Source organism: Mesotoga infera (assembly GCF_900157305.1).
In the GTDB taxonomy this organism is placed as follows: Bacteria; Thermotogota; Thermotogae; order Petrotogales; family Kosmotogaceae; genus Mesotoga; species Mesotoga infera.
The window spans coordinates 2,321,715-2,338,485 of sequence record NZ_LS974202.1; the positions used below are offsets into that span (position 1 = coordinate 2,321,715).

The 16,771-nt window shown below is 45.2% G+C and carries 18 protein-coding genes; 11 read left to right on the forward strand and 7 right to left on the reverse strand.

Translation table 11 applies throughout. The annotated features are described in order from the left end of the window. Positions 1 to 3: 3 nt before the first annotated feature. From MESINF_RS10535 to rpmB, 3 genes are read right to left on the reverse strand one after another with little or no spacing between them, the layout of a single operon-like run. Positions 4 to 1,056: a 3'-5' exoribonuclease YhaM family protein gene (locus tag MESINF_RS10535; protein WP_169699778.1), complete on the reverse strand. Its 1,053-nt coding sequence runs from the start codon at positions 1,054 to 1,056 to the stop codon at positions 4 to 6. Continuing rightward, a complete protein-coding gene (gene alr / locus MESINF_RS10540) occupies positions 1,053 to 2,177 on the reverse strand; it encodes an alanine racemase (RefSeq protein ID WP_169699779.1) in 1,125 nt (374 codons plus the stop codon). The genes MESINF_RS10535 and alr overlap by 4 nt, the downstream gene beginning before the upstream one ends. A 48-nt stretch (positions 2,178 to 2,225) precedes the next feature. Then, positions 2,226 to 2,417: a 50S ribosomal protein L28 gene (rpmB, locus tag MESINF_RS10545; RefSeq protein WP_169699780.1), complete on the reverse strand. Its 192-nt coding sequence runs from the start codon at positions 2,415 to 2,417 to the stop codon at positions 2,226 to 2,228. An 88-nt stretch (positions 2,418 to 2,505) separates the two neighbouring features. On the opposite strand from rpmB, the gene MESINF_RS10550 reads away from it, so the two are divergent. The 9 genes from MESINF_RS10550 (at position 2,506) to MESINF_RS10590 (ending at position 10,974) form a co-directional block, all read left to right on the forward strand. Beyond that, complete coding sequence (locus tag MESINF_RS10550; RefSeq protein WP_169699781.1) at positions 2,506 to 2,910, forward strand: VanZ family protein; 405 nt, start codon at positions 2,506 to 2,508, stop codon at positions 2,908 to 2,910. Positions 2,911 to 3,003: 93 nt separating this feature from the next. Further along, entirely contained in the window at positions 3,004 to 3,960 is a 957-nt protein-coding gene (locus MESINF_RS10555; RefSeq protein WP_169699782.1) for a hypothetical protein, read from the forward strand. Positions 3,961 to 4,021: 61 nt separating this feature from the next. After that, a complete protein-coding gene (gene pulA, locus MESINF_RS10560; RefSeq protein ID WP_408631278.1) occupies positions 4,022 to 6,526 on the forward strand; it encodes a type I pullulanase in 2,505 nt (834 codons plus the stop codon). A 15-nt stretch (positions 6,527 to 6,541) separates the two neighbouring features. Further along, positions 6,542 to 7,030: a MogA/MoaB family molybdenum cofactor biosynthesis protein gene (locus MESINF_RS10565; protein WP_169699784.1), complete on the forward strand. Its 489-nt coding sequence runs from the start codon at positions 6,542 to 6,544 to the stop codon at positions 7,028 to 7,030. Between the two features lie 119 nt (positions 7,031 to 7,149). After that, a complete protein-coding gene (locus tag MESINF_RS10570) occupies positions 7,150 to 7,764 on the forward strand; it encodes a deoxynucleoside kinase (RefSeq protein WP_169699785.1) in 615 nt (204 codons plus the stop codon). Next, complete coding sequence (locus tag MESINF_RS10575; RefSeq protein ID WP_169699786.1) at positions 7,761 to 8,405, forward strand: deoxynucleoside kinase; 645 nt, start codon at positions 7,761 to 7,763, stop codon at positions 8,403 to 8,405. The genes MESINF_RS10570 and MESINF_RS10575 overlap by 4 nt, the downstream gene beginning before the upstream one ends. Before the next feature lie 64 nt (positions 8,406 to 8,469). Beyond that, positions 8,470 to 9,819, forward strand: coding sequence for a transglutaminase-like domain-containing protein (locus tag MESINF_RS10580; RefSeq protein ID WP_169699787.1), 1,350 nt, complete (start codon positions 8,470 to 8,472; stop codon positions 9,817 to 9,819). Positions 9,820 to 9,844: 25 nt separating this feature from the next. Continuing rightward, positions 9,845 to 10,204, forward strand: a complete 360-nt coding sequence (gene aroH / locus MESINF_RS10585) for a chorismate mutase (protein ID WP_169699788.1) — start codon at positions 9,845 to 9,847, stop codon at positions 10,202 to 10,204. Continuing rightward, positions 10,201 to 10,974, forward strand: a complete 774-nt coding sequence (locus tag MESINF_RS10590) for a prephenate dehydrogenase (protein ID WP_169699789.1) — start codon at positions 10,201 to 10,203, stop codon at positions 10,972 to 10,974. The genes aroH and MESINF_RS10590 overlap by 4 nt, the downstream gene beginning before the upstream one ends. A 104-nt stretch (positions 10,975 to 11,078) precedes the next feature. Here MESINF_RS10590 and MESINF_RS10595 read toward each other — a convergent pair whose 3' ends face one another. After that, on the reverse strand, positions 11,079 to 11,939 hold the full coding sequence (locus MESINF_RS10595; protein WP_169699790.1) for a formate/nitrite transporter family protein: 861 nt from the start codon (positions 11,937 to 11,939) through the stop codon (positions 11,079 to 11,081). A 289-nt stretch (positions 11,940 to 12,228) separates the two neighbouring features. Then, the gene (locus MESINF_RS10600) at positions 12,229 to 12,597 is read right to left on the reverse strand and encodes a helix-turn-helix domain-containing protein (RefSeq protein ID WP_169699791.1); all 369 of its coding nucleotides are present in this window, start codon (positions 12,595 to 12,597) and stop codon (positions 12,229 to 12,231) included. Positions 12,598 to 12,802: 205 nt separating this feature from the next. Here MESINF_RS10600 and MESINF_RS10605 point away from each other — a divergent pair, with 205 nt between their 5' ends. Together MESINF_RS10605 and MESINF_RS10610 are read left to right on the forward strand one after the other, a co-directional pair. Next, positions 12,803 to 13,588 (forward strand): hypothetical protein, encoded by a 786-nt coding sequence (locus MESINF_RS10605; protein ID WP_231936731.1) that lies wholly within the window; start codon positions 12,803 to 12,805, stop codon positions 13,586 to 13,588. Positions 13,589 to 13,632: 44 nt separating this feature from the next. Beyond that, positions 13,633 to 14,439 (forward strand): alpha/beta fold hydrolase, encoded by an 807-nt coding sequence (locus tag MESINF_RS10610; RefSeq protein WP_231936919.1) that lies wholly within the window; start codon positions 13,633 to 13,635, stop codon positions 14,437 to 14,439. Positions 14,440 to 14,457: 18 nt separating this feature from the next. Here the strand turns inward: MESINF_RS10610 and MESINF_RS10615 are convergent, their stop codons facing one another. Both MESINF_RS10615 and MESINF_RS10620 read right to left on the reverse strand, forming a co-directional pair. Further along, positions 14,458 to 15,153 carry a YjjG family noncanonical pyrimidine nucleotidase gene (locus MESINF_RS10615; RefSeq protein ID WP_231936732.1) on the reverse strand — a complete coding sequence of 232 codons (696 nt, stop codon included), beginning with the start codon at positions 15,151 to 15,153 and terminating at the stop codon, positions 14,458 to 14,460. After that, positions 15,146 to 16,339 (reverse strand): trans-sulfuration enzyme family protein, encoded by a 1,194-nt coding sequence (locus tag MESINF_RS10620; RefSeq protein ID WP_169699793.1) that lies wholly within the window; start codon positions 16,337 to 16,339, stop codon positions 15,146 to 15,148. The genes MESINF_RS10615 and MESINF_RS10620 overlap by 8 nt, the downstream gene beginning before the upstream one ends. Positions 16,340 to 16,771: the final 432 nt, after the last annotated feature.

Consider the following 16,771-nt stretch of genomic DNA (forward strand, 5'->3'; position numbering starts at 1 on the left):
ATTTCAATCGCTGGATTTCCTATTTCTCATGAAGACCCTTCTATTTAGGAAGCGGTCGTAATTACTCCAAGAAGCCGAAGCTCCGTTGAATTCGCGATCCTCTATCTCCCTGAACTGCGCAACTTTTGAATCGAGATCGTCGGCCATGTGAAGTACTATCGCTTCTGTGGTCTTGGGAACAACTGGTGAACCCCACTCCATTTCCCCGTGGTGCGAAAGCAACAAATGCTTGATCTCGGTTTGAAGATACCTTGGGAAGCCCGTTAACTTGGAAATAACCTTATTGATTATCTCGATACCCATGGCGATATGTCCTACCAGTTCACCCTCGTTGGTTCTATCTATTCCCGTCTGCGTAATCGCGTATTCATAAACCTTGCCTATGTCGTGCAACAACGCACCCGCGATGAGGAGTTCACCGTTCAGTGAATCGCTGTACTTGCGCGCGAAAAACTGGCAGAGCTCAACGACAGACATAGTATGTTCAAGAAGCCCCCCTTTATATGCGTGGTGAACCTTTGCCGCCGCAGGAGAAACTATGAACTTCTCTACGAACTTCCTGTCATTTTGGAAAATCTCGAGCAGCAGTGTCTTTATGTTCTCGTTGACGATTCCATTTATTGTTCCAAGTAGCTCGTCGTACATTTTAGAAATATCTTTGGATGTTATAGCCAAAAACCTCTCGGGGTCGTACTGTCCAGCTTCGAGTATCTGTATACCGTCGGGATCGATGTTGAGTTGGATTCTGTCTTCATAAAGTACCAACTTGCCCGACACCCTTACTGCCGTACCCTGATCGAGTCTAGCGTCGTTCGCTTCAGCGTTGAACCAGTCTATAGCCCTTATAGCACCGGTTTTGTCGGATAGAGTGAGAAGCAGGAATTTTTTCCCGTCGCGGGCTTCCTGAATTCTCTTGGAGTACACTTTGAAAACTGACAAGAGAGTACTGCCCGGTCTCAGATCCGAGACGAAAGGGTAGCCGTCCTTGTTGGCTTTGTCGTGTTCGGGGTTTATCTGATTGAGTATGTCGTTTCCGATAATATCGCGGAGTTTCATATATTTTCTCCTTTCATGTAGAGTCTGGGCACTCTGGACGAAATAGCACAGGTTACCTCATAATTAATGGTACCATTCCACTCAGCCATTTCCTCTGCCGATATACTCTCATTTCCCTGACTTCCAATTAATACAACCTCGTCTCCCACTTTTGGCGAGTGGTCCAGATGCGTGACATCTACCACAAACTGGTCCATGCAAACTCTACCAAGTACAGGACATCTCCTTCCAGAGATAATTACAAACCCTCTGTTGGAAAGATGCCTGTTGTAGCCGTCGGCGTAGCCGACAGGAATGGTGGCGACCGTCATTTCACGATCTGCGACAAAAGTCTGGCCGTAGCCAACACCGTAGCCTGGATAGATCTTCTTCACAAAAGAAATACATGTCTTCCACTGAAGCACTGGCCTAAGGTTTTCGTCGCGCTGTGAAGAAGGCTGGAGACCGTAACTGGCGATACCGGCTCTGACGTAATCGAAATAGCTGTTGTCGATGTACATGATACCGGCACTGTTGGAAATATGTTTTAAAAGAGTCTTTTTCGTTATCCTCTCGGCTTGATTGAGAAACGACAGAAAAGCCTTCAGCTGTTCGGCAACGAAGCCACTTCCCTTCTCGTCGGCTGTGGCGAAATGCGTATAGGCTCCTTCGACATTCAGTCCTATGTCAATGGACGCTTTCAACAGATTCAACGACTCTCTCCACTCAAGACCGAGCCTTCTCATCCCGGTATCGACGACGATGTGAAAGGCTGAATTCATGGCAGTTCCAGATTTCATGGATGCTTCGATAGCTTTCAGTTGCTCGTGAGATACGATAGTAAGTGTAAGATTATTCTCAAAAGCCGCTTCAAAAGAGCTGGGTTCAACGTAATTTAACACAAGTATAGGAATCTTTATTCCAGCCTCCCTAAGCCTGAGACCTTCCTCAAGAAAGGCAACGGCTAGATATTCAACTCCTTCCTCCTGGGCGACTCTAGCCAGTTGTACAGCACCATGGCCGTAACCATCGGCCTTTACCACCGCCATGACCTTTGCCGGACAAGCTTTCGAGGTCAGATATCGTAAGTTGTATCTATAAGCTTCCAAATCTATTGCGGCGAAGGTTTTCCTGCTATTCATAACGCCTTCCCATATTCTAAAAGAAAAGCGCGCATAGCGCGCTCTGCATTAGACTGCTCTCTGTATCTTTCCTGCCTTAAGACACTTGCTGCAAATCTTCACTCTTTTTACTTCACCATTAACCATAGCCCTTACATTGTGTACATTGGGCTTCCACCATCTCTTGCCCTTCTTGTTCGAGTGGGAAACCATGTTTCCTGTAGTGGGGCTTTTCCCACAGATCTCGCAAACCTTGGACATGTATTGTCCTCCTCTCCAATTACATTACACTTCATTATATTAAAGATGTATCAGCTTTTCAACTCATCGTTGTGAGGTATATAATTCCATGATGAGGAAATTGATAGTACCATTTACGACTACACTGTATCTGATAGTAATAATATACTTTTATCTCGCGCCTGCAAGATCGAGCCTCATGGTTAGCAACGATAAATTAATGCACTTTTCGGGTTTCTTCGCCGGGGGCCTATGGTTATCGTTGATCCATTTTCTCAGAACACACAGAATGAATCTTCTGGTAGCTTCCTTCTTTCTTGTAACCGGTCCAATTGTTCTTGAAATGCTCCAGAAGTTCTCTCCAGGTCGATCGGTGGATCTGCTGGACATTTTGGCCAATTATCTAGGTTGGCTTGTACCGGTGGCTCTTTATGTTTTTATGAAACTGATACGTTCGCAGGTTTTCAAGTCTTACAAGGACCATGGAACAGACGATGGGGAGAGCTCAAAGTAGCTAAAAGCAGTTTGTTTTTTTCTCCCAGTAGAGTATCACGGATGTTATACTTTCCTCAGTTGAGCCGAAACCTTGTGGGGGGTGTATTCTTTTTTGAGAAGTATAATTTTCAATCCTCTTGGTTTGGTCCTGGTAATTCTTCTCTTGCTGCCGGATTTGATTCTCGGTAACTCGGGTGTAGTTTCTTCCCTTTTAGGAGAGCTGGAGTACGTTGCGCCAGATGCCACTCCGAACGGCCGAGAAGTTCTAATTGTCGGTTCTAATAACGGTTCCTCATTATTGATACTCGATGGAGACTCTCCCTATACCATTACACTGCTGGGTGTCGATTTCCCGAAGTTGAACCCTTATGACGGGATAAACCTCTCCATAATCAGAATTATGCGCAATATCGTTGGTCTTAAGGCTATTGTCGAAAGTAGTAAGAAATTCAACCTCGACGGGCCGGCTTACCTGTGGATTAAGGATGGAGAGAAAACCGTGCTTCTTCAGTCGCTGATCCTGTCCAACGGTCTAGGAAACTTCAACGGACAGGGTTATATTAATTTTTACGAAGCCCAGCAGCATGCCAAAGACAAGGGATTGGGAATCTGGGAAGAGAACAGAGAAACCCTCATCAGAACAACAGCATCCAGTGTGCCGGATAAGCAAACTATAACCACATCGGAACATATGTCAAGCTGGGTGGAGTTGATCGACGTGCGCATCTTCGACAACGGTTTATTCGGGCTAATAACACTGGTAACAAGAGAAGCTGGCAGTCTGGCTGGAACGGTAGTATCGATAGTCTCAAACACAGATATTATGAAAGATGAAGATTCCTTTACAATAAGCGACCAGAGAGAACTCAAAGTGGGCGAGAACTATGTGGTGCTGGTGACAATAGACAGAGCACAGATCCCTTCCTTCAACTACAACACAATATGGGTTACCTATCTCGACCCGAACGGCGGTTTCCTGAGTTTGAAAAACCTCAACGGAGCCAGACTTCTATACGAATATGAATACAGCAGAAAGATAAATGGCTATGTTGTAACCCCACTTAATTGAGGGAGGCATTATAATGAGAAGAGTGTTGTTCATTTTGGCGATTCTTCTTGGTACTACAATAATGGCTTTTACAGGAGAAAGCATGGGAAAAACGGCAGCCGATTACGGTGCAGAAACAGTGCTCATAATACATTACCACAGATACAGCGGCAACTACGATGGATGGAATCTATGGGTCTGGCCAAATATGCCTACCAGCATGGACGGCAAATCCTATATTTTCGACAGGAGCGACGAATTTGGAGTCGTCTCGACTGTCAAGTTTTCCAATAAACATACCAGGCTCGGCTACATAGTCAGATTGAATGACTGGCAGGCCAAAGATGTAAATGCAGATAGATTTGTGGATATTCCCGAATCAGGAGTGGCCGAAATCTGGTTAATAGAAGGTGAGTATGACCATGTAACCGATCCAGCTTCCATAGACCTCAGGCCAAGAATAAAGGCAGCTTTCCTCGACAGCCTGAACGAGATATACGTTTCTCTGTCGGCTCCAGTCGATACTAAGGTGGCCGAAGCGAAGGTGCTGATCAAAAACGAACAACGGCCGGTAAAATCAATCGAGAAGGCAGATCCAACAGATATCTCATTTACAAATTACGTGAAGGTAACATTGGCCGGGACCATAGAACCGGAAGAAATCAGCGATCCAATAGAATTGGTGATTGAAGGCTTTCTACCAGATGAAGTGATTGTGAGAAGTGCGCTGGACGATCCTTCTTTCTACTACGAAGGACAGCTCGGAGCTATATATGAAAGAGATTTCACGACTTTCAGAGTCTGGTCACCGGTCTCATCTTCGGCCACCTTGTTGTTGTATGATGATTATGACTCTCAAAAATGCAAACAGATATCTATGGCAAAAACTTCGCAGGGCGTCTGGGAAGCTACAGTTGAAGGTGATCTTCACCTCAAGTCATACAGATACTCGCTCTTTTCTTACGGTAAGTTTCGTGAAACTGTGGATATATATTCGAAAGCCGTAACGCGTAACAGCTTGAGGTCAGTTGTGATCGATCCGGCAAGAACGGTTTTCGATGAATGGGAGATGGATGTCAGACCGTCGATGGAAAAGTTTGAGGATGCCATAATCTATGAGATTCATATAAGCGATATAACGGCCGATACAAAGACAAACGTAGTCAATCGGGGCAAATATCTCGGTCTTACAGAAAGGGATAGAACCGGTCCCGAAGGGGTGAAGGCAGGCCTGGATCATTTGATCGAGCTAGGTGTAACTCATGTTCATATCCTCCCCTTTAACGATATTCATTACATTGACGAGGGCATCGATGGACAGTACGGCTGGGGGTATGACCCATATCTATACATGGTTCCTGAAGGTCACTACAGTACGGACCCCTCCAATCCACTCAGCAGGATAATAGAGGCCAAAATGATGATAAAGGCTCTTCATGACAGTGGTATTCGCGTTATCCTCGATACTGTTTATAACCATACCGCTTCAACCGGTGAAGGTTCGCCTTTCGATCAGACCGTTCCTTATTATTATTACAGGACCGACAGGACGGGGGCTTATACTAATGGTAGCGGTGTTGGAAATGAAATAGCTACAGAGAGGCCTATGATGAGGAAGCACATTATAGACTCTCTCAAGATGTGGGTAAACGATTACCACATCGACGGTTTCAGATTCGACTTGCTGGGCCTTTTCGATAGGGAAACCGTGCTAGCCATAGATAGAGAGCTTCATGAACTGGAGCCCACTCTACTGCTTTATGGTGAACCCTGGGGTGGCTGGGGAGCCAACGTGACCTTTTCCAAGGGCGATCAAAAGGGAACACAGGTCGCCGTCTTCAATGACAACCTGAGAGATGCGATCCGCGGAAGCGTTTTCGATCCAAAGGTAAAGGGTTTTTCGCTCGGAAGCAGAGCCAAGGAGCGTAGAATCATGCGTGGTATAAGCGGCAGCATAGAGTATAGCTACGATATACGTGACTTCACCGATGATCCGGCAGAAACAATTAACTATGTTTCTGCACACGATAATCAGACTCTATGGGATAAAAATAGTGCAGCGATGCCTGATGCATCACAAGAACTGCTACTTAACGCACAGAAACTCTCGAATGCGATTGTTTTGCTCTCGCAGGGTATTCCCTTCCTCCACGGCGGAGTTGATTTTGCCAGGACCAAGAACGGCAACGACAACAGCTATAACGCAGGTGTTGAACTCAACAAGATGGACTATTCAAGGAAGGCGCAATTTATAGACCTCTTCAACTACTACAAAGGAATGATTGAACTTCGGAAGTCTCATCCGGCCTTTAGAATGGCCACTGCTCAGGAGATAAAAGAGAACCTTGTCTTTCTAGACACGCCGAGGAATATCGTTGCTTTTATTCTTAACGGTGAAGCGACTGGCGATACATGGAAGGAGATACTGGTCATATTCAATGGAAACATTGAAGATGCAAAGATAACACTTCCCAATGGTTCTTGGAACCTGGCTATGGATGAAGCGAGAGTATCGAAAGAGTCACTGGGAGAAATAAAGGGTGAAGTCATTCTTAGGGCCGCTTCGGCTTATGTGCTTTACAAATGATATCTGGAGGTAGAGATGTACAGGTGTAAGATCATAAGGATCCTCGAATCAGGTTTTTTTGACGAAACATCCAAATCGATAGAAATCTGTGAAAGGATGCTCAAAGAACACGGTTACCATTTTGCCGGTTATTTCGATGTCCAACCAGTAATGAGCGATCTAAAAGAATGTATTTATGCCGCTTCCAGGTCAAACGACATGGTAATTATACTCGGAGGGACCGGCCTTTATAAAGAGGATATTGGTCCCGAGGCCGTTCTCTCTCTGGTAGATAAGAGGGCGACCGGCATTGAGACGGCTATGATGCGACACGCGATAGTGGCCGATTCTTCGCTCTGCCTCTATAGAGTTGCGGCTGGAACTATCAGGGAATCTTTGATACTCTGTATTCCCGGTTACCACGAATCGGTCTCCAACTACCTAGATCCGGTCATAGACGTTTTAAAGCCGCTATTTGATGGCTGGAAAGAAAGGGCCGAAGCTTCAGGAGAGGAGAACGCCTGAACTTGATTTAATGGGTTACAACATCTGAATCCGGTCTGAGTCTTCAATACAACTATGAAAGGAGAAGCGCCATTTGCTTCCCGGAGACTTTCCGGAAGTGTTGTGCGTGTAATCATAATATGTTTTCAATCATTAGCGGGAAGTACATCGCCGTTGAAGGTGTAATCGGTGTTGGAAAGACGACTCTTGTCAGAAACCTCTCTTTGAAATACTCGATACCGACTGTCCTGGAGGTAGTAGAGGAGAATCCTTTCTTGCCTAGCTTCTACGAAGACATGGACAGATGGGCCTTCCAGACACAGCTCTTTTTTCTTGTCAGTAGATTTGATCAACAATCCGCAGTGAAAAAGACGGCTGCCCAGGGGCAGGGAGTAGTTTCGGACTATACTTTTTATAAGGATCACCTCTTCGCTTCGCTTACTTTAAAAGGCGATCAGCTAGAGTTGTACGAAAAGATCTTCAAAGTTTTACAGGATCAGGTACCGACTCCGGATCTGGTGGTCTATCTCTATGCAGATGTCAACGTTCTAATGAACCGTATAGCTCTAAGGGACAGACCCTTCGAGAGGAGTATGGACCGGAACTATATCTCTATGCTCAGCGAGGCCTATGAGAAACACATGTGTTCTGAAAGAAACTTTCCGGTGTTGAGGATAGATACCTCCTCTATGGATTTCGTGAGGAATCAGAAAGACTTATATGAAATTTTCGAAAGAATCGAGGCGAGCTTATGATACTGGGAATTTGCGGAAACATCGGTGCTGGAAAGTCTTCGCTAACGGCTCTTCTAGAAGAGAGACTCGGTTTCAGGGGAGTGTACGAAGCGGTGGATGAAAACCCTTTTCTGAAAGACTTCTATTCCGATATGGGTCGCTGGGCCTTCCATTCCCAGCTATTCTTTCTTATAAAACGTTTCGACTTTCTCAAGAGGGTTAATACAGAAGGAGCTGTTGTCCTTCAGGATAGAACCATATACGAAGATGTGGAGATATTTGCAAGAAACCTTCACTTGATGGGCTATATAGACAACCGAGACTGGAAACTGTACCTGGATACTTTCAAGACGCTCTCAGACCACCTCAGCACTCCTACAGGACTAGTTTACATCAAGTGCTCAACTTCTGTGCTTATGAAGAGGATCAAGAAACGCGGCAGAGGCTTCGAAAGTGATATAAAAGAAGAGTACATAGAAAGGCTTAACAGACTGTACGACGAATGGATTAAAGGTGCCGAATTCTGCAGAAAACTGATTATAGACGGCGATAAATACGACTTTATGGAGAGCGATCAGGACAGGGAAGATGTTCTTCATCTAATTTCCAGATTCAACGCCGAGCTGGTGGCCGGCGTCCAGTCGAGACTCTTCTCTAGATAGAGAGAGGAGCTCGCTGCAATTTAATTGGTTGTAAACTTAAATTTCGTATGATCGGGAGGTTCACATGGAGTTTCTATCTGTTCCTTTGCCAGAGAAGATAGTGTCGTATGAGAGTGAAGGCGCTTTTGAAAAGGCAACACGCGAGATAGACTTTCAACTCTCCTTAAGCCTTCCTTCAATGCTCCGCGAAAGACTGCTCTGGGAAAGAGAGAGGTTGAGACGGATACGTGATAATTACATTTTCACCGTTGATAGAGCTTTCGAGATACTTGATTCGGAACTGTCAGACTTCACTCGCGGGGAGTTCGATGAATTGAAGAAAGGTGGCTATCTCGATTTCATGGTTATCGACGGCGAGGAGTTCTACGAAAAGAGGTTCGATAAAAATATGCTCTTTGCCAGAAATGAGTATGAAAAACGCTTGAAAGAGAAAGACACCGATCGTGACAAAAAAAAGGAACTGCTGCAGACTCAGATAGACCGTCTGATATCCGAGAGAGTACCGGCCACCTTCAGAATAAGAGCCCGTTCTTCCATCAATGCCAGGGTTCCGGTAGGAGACAAGGGCGAATACCTAAAATGTTGGCTGCCAATTGCACGGCCTGGCGATCAGGTCGCAAATGTAAAGATACTCGGTACCAGCCAGAAAAAGTACTTTCTAGCACCTTCCGATGCTCCGCAGAGAACTATATACATGGAAGCGCCTGTGGGGGAAGTCAATTTCTCGGTTGAGTTCGAGTACGAAATCTCGGAAATCTCGACCTCTATCGACCCCTTTTCGATCCGACCGGTTGATAGTGCCCGTTTCCATAACTATCTCTGTGAGCAAGCCCCACACATACTTTTCACACCCTTTCTCAAGAATCTGGCAAGCGAGATCGCAGGCAACGAGAGGAACCCTTACTACATCGCAAAAAGCTTTTACGACTGGATATGTGACAACATCAGATACTCCTTTATGAGCGAATACGCTCTCTATGGTAACTTGTCGGAATTCGCCGCCAGCAACATGAGAGGCGACTGTGGGCTGAAAGCCCTCCTCTTTATGACGCTGTGCAGGATCAAGGGGATACCTTCCAGGTGGCAATCGGGCTGGTATGCAACCCCGGTCGGAGCCAGTCCTCATGACTGGGCTTTCTTCTGGATCGAGCCTTATGGGTGGGTTCCAGTGGATGGCTCTTTCGGAGGCGCCCGAAAGGATATACCGGCTTACAGGGAGTTCTACTTCGGAAATCTGGACGCTTACAGAATGGTTGCCAACTCGGCCTTCATGGCTCCTCTAACACCGCCAAAGAGATTTTACAGGTTTGATCCATACGATAACCAAACCGGTGAGATAGAAACCAACTTGAGGCCGATCCGGAGCGGTGAAAAAGAGCACGCACTAGAGATACTGGACTTCGAAAGAATATAAACTTCATCGCGGGGATAAGAGGGATATGAAAGCAATAAGAGGAGCTACTTCAGTTGAGAAGAACGAACGCGAAGAGATCGCTGCAAGGACGATCGAATTGATCGAAAAGATTCTCACCAATAACGATATTTGGGAAATACACTCGGTGATCTTCACCGTAACCCGAGACATCACCGCCTTCAACCCGGCCACGGCCTTTAGGGAGAGATTTGATTATAACAATGTTGCACTGTTGTGTATCAATGAGGCGGACTTTCAGGGATCACCGAATGGAATTATAAGGGTTCTCATCCATTGTGAATCGACCTCGAAGAACTTCGTATACCTTCACAGGGCACGTAATCTCAGGCCCGATCTTGTTTTTAATGGTGAGGACAACCCATGAAGATTCTTATAATCGGTGGCGGATCGATCGGTGGGTCGATAGCTCTCAGACTTTGCGAAAAGGGTTACCGGGTCTCTGTCTTCGATACTTGCGAAAGTGTACTTTTAACGCTCTTTTACAGTGGAATTGAAACTGGCCCGCTTGATCTTCTAATATCAGGCAATGAAATAACCGTGATCGCGACTCCCATGAGTGCGGAACTGGAACTGCTCGAAAGTATGGAATTTAATGGTCCTGTAATGGATGTGGCAAGTGTCATGAGGCCCTTCCATGAAGTGGCTTCAAGAAGGAAAATGCGCTTCATAAACGGCCATCCGATGGCTGGCAATGAACGTTCTGGATCGGCTGGCTGGGATAGAAGAATGTTCGAAGGTCGCCTATTTTTCCTCTCTCCGTGCGAAACGGCCAGAAATGCAGACGTCAGCGCCGCCTTGAAGATAGTGAACGATCTGGGAGCCAAACCTGAGTTCATAGAACCAGCCGAACACGATGAGATACTTTCACGTATAAGCCAGGGAATTTTCTATCTGTCACGAGCCGCAATGAAACTGGGGAAGAATCATGAGAAATATGCCGGTCCGGGTTTTGCTTCTACAACAAGGCTTGGCAGGCAAAACATAGAAATGGCACTGGATATGGCCCGATTCAATGGAGATAATATCGCCGAAGCCCTTGAAAGAACCGAAGAGTACCTTCACAAAGTCAAAGAGGCAATAAGATCTAAAGATACGGTGAGGCTCGCCGAACTTATGGACCTTGAAGAGATATAGAAAAATACGCATATTGCAGACGGCACTACAGATAGTACCATGAAGCAGCCCAATTTGAGATTGTGACTGATTTATGTTTAAACATTCTGTAGTTCTCTAAAGAACTAGGTGATGCTTTTATCACCCTTTGCTTTCCCTTCTCGCAGATATACGAACCAGTAGATCGTAGCGACGAACAGCGCGCCACCTACGATGTTGCCGAGAGTCACAGGAATAAGGTTTTTTGTGAAGAGAGTTCCCCAATTCAAATTTGCGATCTGATCGCTCTTGACGCCCAGCGAGATGGCTGCCTGAACGAACCCTTCATTGGCTTTGGCGAGAATCCCTGCGGGGATATAATACATGTTTGCCACGCTGTGCTCAAAACCAGATGCTATGAACAACCAGATCGGAAAGAAAATGGCCAAAATCTTTCCGGCGATATCTCTGGCTGTGGAAGCCATCCACACAGCAATACAAACCAGCCAGTTACATAATATACCCATGTAGAAGGCATTTTCAAAGTTAAGCCCTGTCTTATAGACGGCAGTCTTGATAGTGAATCCACCCAGTAAATTCCCAGAAAAACCCAGCTGACCGGAATGCAGTATAAAATATACGACTAGAAGAGACCCTACAAAGTTTCCCGTATATACGAAAAACCAGTTCTTCAACATAGCCAGCCATCTTGACTTATTCTTCAAACACGAAATAACGATCAGACTGTTTCCCGTGAACAATTCGGCACCGGCAATAATCACCATCATCAAACCCGTGGTGAATATCACTCCAGCGAGGGCCTTTGCCAATCCGACAGAGCCTATTGTATGAATTGCAACATTGGATCCCTCCGCAGCAAAGGCAATGAATGCACCGCCCAAAATACCAAGTACAAATTCCTTTAAGGCCGTATAACTGGTTTTTTTGCACCCAGTTTCAATGAAACTCGCAGCGTTTTCTGAAGGACTCAGAAAAGACTTTTCCATATACACTCCCCCTGCGATTTATACGATAGGAATTTTCCAGCAAAACAGGTGACTTTGCAGATCGAAATTCATTTAGCAAACCTGACCAAATGTTACCACATTCTACGAAGAAAGGGTAGTCACAAATAGCTCAATTTGAATCTCCAAGGAGAAGAGTCAGGTCGTTCAAAAGAATAAATCCTTTATGAGTGAGGAAGATTATCCTTTGCCATATAATCTATTTACCCTTTCGCGGTTGCATATTTCTTGTTTCCCATATATCTACACTAAGTCAAGAAAGCCCAATCTCTTAAACTTCTTTCAATTGCGGATCATTTTCTTCTTTAATCAGTGTGCCTATGCGGTTGCCTTCCGCGTCAAGGATTGCATATCTGCCATCGGGAAGTACCTTGAATTGAGCTGCCCTTCTTTCAATTTCGGTTAGTTTTCCGGATTGTTTTTTTCTGTTTGTGTAAGATTCTTCCGTTTCCTCACCACCTTTAGCATTCCAGTCCAGCTTTTTCTGGATTGTCCATTCGTCGACGAAGTACCTTTTCCCTAGCTTAATGGCCTTCAAAGTCCCGTCGTTTATCCATTTCCGAATAGTCCAGGACGTACAATCCAAGATTTCTGCCACTTCCTTTGTGTCGTAGTATTTGTTACCCTTGATTTCTATCATTATTTCCCCTCCTCTTTAACATATTACCATGTTTTCTAATATATATCAATCTTATCTAATCCAAACATATTTATGATATTCTTCTTATTATCGGGCGAACAAGTTGAGTTCTCAGAGTGGTGATGCCTAAAAGCCTGTTTCGTCCTAAGGACAATCGCGATATATAATACAGCTAGCGATCTCCAGATACAGTGGAGGTGATCCGGTGAGGCAGATCAGGTCTATAATGGGAGTTTTAAGCGTCTATTTGCGCAGCTTTGTGGATACAATGTCCGATAGGAGCCTAATGAACAGATCGTTGTTTTCCAGCAATCTAAATGTTTACAGAGCGCTGAAATGGTTCAACATCGTCTTTTCATTTCTCCTATTCATACCGGTTTTTGCATCACTGGCGAGTTTCAACCTTCCGCACCTGCTAGGCTATTTGATCATGGCCTTTTTAGGTTATGCGACGTGGATCTTTCAAGGAATAACCGGCGTCCCAATCTTCGAAGAGATAAGGTTTCTGGTACTGTTACACCTAAATCTCCACAGTGTGTTCGGTATGTGGCTGGAATTCTACAACAGATTTGTTATATACGACGATATACTACACATTCACGGTGGTTTCCTGGGTGCAGTTGCTATCTTTCCCTTCGTTCTGGGATCATCTCTAGCCTGGTCGAATTTGCCCAAACGTGCCGTCAAGTGGAAGGTTTGGTTCTCAGCTCTTTCGATCGTGAATATGTTCGGCGTTTTCTGGGAGATCTTCGAATTCGTTTCGGACAAGATATTCGGAAGCTATCCGGGCTACAGGATGGCCCAAGAAAACAGTCTAAACGATACCATGCTTGATTTGATCTACAACAACGTTGGCGCATCGATAGGTATTCTGGTCTTCTGGTGGTATTTAAGGAAATCTAGAGACTTGAACGCCTTCATGGAGAAGATGGGTCGCAAGCTTGGAGAGTTCCTGGTTACAGGTAGAAAGAGAGCGAAGACGGGGAACTGAAAGCGAATTCCTGGTACGATTTGGAGGTGTTCTTTGTGGCATATATGACGGTAAACGGAGTGAATATCTACTACGAATTGGCAGGGAAAAAAGACGCAAAAGAGACAGTTGCATTTTTCAATGGCGTTATGGCATCAACTAACAGCTGGACATCGCAGAGAAAGTTGTTCGAAAAATTCGGCTTCAAGATTCTGCTCCACGACTTCAAAGGACAACTCCTTTCAGAGAAACCGGCCGGACCTTACTCCTTCTCCCAGCATGCATTAGAAGCCAAACTTCTGATGAAAGAGCTTGGGATTGAAAGGGTTCACATAATCGGCACCTCTTACGGCGGTGAGGTGGCTTTGAAATTCGCGATTGATTATCCCGAAATGGTTAATTCCATCTCGGTAATAGATTCAGTCAGCGAAATAGATGAAGTTTTAAAACTCTTTGTGAGAGGCTGGAGAGAAGCCGCAGGTCAAAGGGATGCAAAAAAGTTTTTCTGGAGTATGGTACCGACTATCTATCACAGTTCTTTCATAAGTGAAAACAAGAAAATGCTAGAGGAAAGAGCCCGTGTTCTAGAAAAAGTTCCAGAAGATTACTACGAAGGACAAATAGCTCTCTACGATACTTTCGTGAGCGATGTTCACATGACTGATGATCTACGCAAGATAAAAGCTCCAGCTCTGGTCGTTTGCGGGGAGGACGATATTCTCAAACCGCGTAAATTTTCAAAGATAATAGCCGACGCAATAACACGTTCCGAGTTCGCCGTTATTCCCGATTGCGGGCATGTCACCATTTTTGAAAAACCAGAAGTTCTAAACAGTCTTCTGCTTGGCTTTGTTATAAAAAATTCGAATTGATTTCATAGTTCTCGTATTTCAAGCTTCCAAGCCTTCAAGAACCGCCTTAAGTTCAATGAAATCTCTGGCTATCATGAAAGGGCCCTTACCGGGTTCAGCTTCGGGATTGATCCATATGAAGTCGATTCCTGCCTTCTGAGCGCCCGAAAAATCTGACTCCAGACTGTCTCCTATGTACACTGCTTCATCCTTTTGGACACCCGCTTTTTCCAGCGCAACCGCAAAGATCCGGGGGTCTGGTTTAGCGTAACCGGCCTCCTCCGAGGATAGTGAAAACTCGAAGAACCTATGCAGACTGGCAATGCGGAACTTATTGAGCTGCACACGATAAACACCGTTTGTTATTATCGCCATGCGCCTACCGGCATTTTTAAACTGGTGTAGAAACTCTTCGGCGCCTGGAAGGAAGTAAGCTCTATTGGAGAGTCCCATTAGGTACTCCTCGTTCAGATCATTTGCATCGAAGTTAATATCAATAAGTCTGCAGAACTCTTCGAATCTCTCCACAACAACCCTTTCCTTTGAGACAGCTCCTTTTTCCAGCATTGACCACCACTTCCTGTTTATCTGCCGGTAGCTTTCGACCTGAGAGGAACTCAGAGTTACTCCCCTGGATTTGAAAACCTCAATCAGGGCTTCGCTCTCGCTCCTTTCGAAATCGAGTATCGTGTGGTCTAGATCGAAGAAGTACATACGGTAGCGCGAGTCACTCATATACACTATCCAGCGATTCCCCGATATCCTGAATCAAATCTTCGGGATGTTCAAGGCCGGCCGAAATCCTCACCGTCCTTCCTGAGAATCCAAACCTGTGGAGCTTTTCTTCTGGATAATCCCTGTGCGTCATCATTGCCGGTACTTCTACCAGACTCTCAGCGTCTCCCAATGACACGGCCAGTTTTATAAGGCTAAGATGCTTCACGAACTCTTCGGCCATCGAGCGATCGCCTTTCAACTCGAAGCTCACGATTCCTCCGAAACCTTTCATCTGTTGTTTCGCAAGTTCGTGTCCTGGGTGTTCTTCGAGTTCGGGATAAAGGACTTTTTCAACTCCTCTATGATTTTTTAGAAATCTGGCGATCTTCGAAGCGTTCGAACAGTGACGTTCCATCCTAAGACCTAGAGTTTTCATACCCCTAATGAGGAGCCACGCGTTGAAGGGACTCATAACCCCTCCCAACTCACACATATAACTGAACTTTAGCCTCTGAACGTAATCGAAATCCCTCGATGTTGCAACACCTCCTACCACATCGCCATGGCCGGAGATATACTTAGTGACACTGTGGAGAACTACATCTGCGCCAAGTTCAAGCGGTCTTTGAAGAACGGGTGTAGCAAAAGTGTTGTCCACCACCACTTTTATTCCACGCTCGTGAGCCATTCTGGAAATGCCTGCGATATCTATTATCTCCAGGGATGGATTGGTAGGTGTTTCGAGGTACAAAATCCTAGTATCCGGAAGTATCGATTCCTCTACTCGATTCAGATCTGTCATATCTATGAAGTCGGTACGGACACCGTAATTCTCCAAGAGATTATTGAGAAAGCCGAAGGTAGATCCATAGAGGTTCCGGTGTGCCAGAACGTGATCGCCCGATTTCGTGAGTGACATCACCACAGAACTTATGGCAGCCATCCCGGAGGAGAAAGCCACACCATCCACTCCACCCTCTAAAGTGGAGAGTCTCTGTTCGAAGAGATTAACCGTGGGATTACCACCGCGCGTGTAAACGTATGCCCTTCTTTTAAAGGAAAAAGTGTCCTCGGCCTGCTGGAGATCCCTGAAAGTGAACGTAGAGGTCATATAAATGGGTGAGTTCAACGCCTGGTTTTGATCTTCCTGTTCGGCGGCGTGGATAGACAGCGTATCGAAACGATACTTTCTTTCTTCGTGCAAAGGAATCACCTCGCTTATTTTGCCCATTATAGAACATCAACGGAATTATTGCTGGTTGCATGGGTTTCGACGTTGTCTAGTTAATGTTAATATAGTTCTATAAAGCTCTTCAGATATATTCGAATTAACAAATAACCTGGAATTATAAGGCGATAAGAAATTCTAAAAATCGTGTTCGGAGCATGAATTAAAAAGCAAGTATCTCAACATGATCTTGAGCATATCAAGAGACAGGCAAAAAAACCATCCCGCGATGTTCTTATTCATGACCGGTTCTTATAAGCTCTTGCTTGATTCTTCTTCACATTTTCTATTGTTGTTTTCTTATTTTACTTTGAAATCTATAGCTTTAAGACTAAGAAGTACCACTGGCTGCTACCTCTACAATAATTCCATACTCTCTAACTCATCCCTCATATTTGACAATCCTTT

Excerpts from the sequence above, each read along its gene's own strand:
- MESINF_RS10595 (WP_169699790.1), bottom strand. The coding sequence starts at position 11,939 with ATGGAAAAGTCTTTTCTGAGTCCTTCAGAAAACGCTGCGAGTTTCATT.
- MESINF_RS10580 (WP_169699787.1), top strand. The coding sequence starts at position 8,470 with ATGGAGTTTCTATCTGTTCCTTTGCCAGAGAAGATAGTGTCGTATGAG.
- MESINF_RS10575 (WP_169699786.1), top strand. The coding sequence starts at position 7,761 with ATGATACTGGGAATTTGCGGAAACATCGGTGCTGGAAAGTCTTCGCTA.
- rpmB (WP_169699780.1), bottom strand. The coding sequence starts at position 2,417 with ATGTCCAAGGTTTGCGAGATCTGTGGGAAAAGCCCCACTACAGGAAAC.
- MESINF_RS10570 (WP_169699785.1), top strand. The coding sequence starts at position 7,150 with ATGTTTTCAATCATTAGCGGGAAGTACATCGCCGTTGAAGGTGTAATC.
- MESINF_RS10535 (WP_169699778.1), bottom strand. The coding sequence starts at position 1,056 with ATGAAACTCCGCGATATTATCGGAAACGACATACTCAATCAGATAAAC.
- MESINF_RS10600 (WP_169699791.1), bottom strand. The coding sequence starts at position 12,597 with ATGATAGAAATCAAGGGTAACAAATACTACGACACAAAGGAAGTGGCA.
- alr (WP_169699779.1), bottom strand. The coding sequence starts at position 2,177 with ATGAATAGCAGGAAAACCTTCGCCGCAATAGATTTGGAAGCTTATAGA.
- pulA (WP_408631278.1), top strand. The coding sequence starts at position 4,022 with ATGGCTTTTACAGGAGAAAGCATGGGAAAAACGGCAGCCGATTACGGT.
- MESINF_RS10590 (WP_169699789.1), top strand. The coding sequence starts at position 10,201 with ATGAAGATTCTTATAATCGGTGGCGGATCGATCGGTGGGTCGATAGCT.
- MESINF_RS10615 (WP_231936732.1), bottom strand. The coding sequence starts at position 15,153 with ATGAGTGACTCGCGCTACCGTATGTACTTCTTCGATCTAGACCACACG.
- MESINF_RS10565 (WP_169699784.1), top strand. The coding sequence starts at position 6,542 with ATGTACAGGTGTAAGATCATAAGGATCCTCGAATCAGGTTTTTTTGAC.
- aroH (WP_169699788.1), top strand. The coding sequence starts at position 9,845 with ATGAAAGCAATAAGAGGAGCTACTTCAGTTGAGAAGAACGAACGCGAA.
- MESINF_RS10610 (WP_231936919.1), top strand. The coding sequence starts at position 13,633 with ATGACGGTAAACGGAGTGAATATCTACTACGAATTGGCAGGGAAAAAA.
- MESINF_RS10550 (WP_169699781.1), top strand. The coding sequence starts at position 2,506 with ATGATGAGGAAATTGATAGTACCATTTACGACTACACTGTATCTGATA.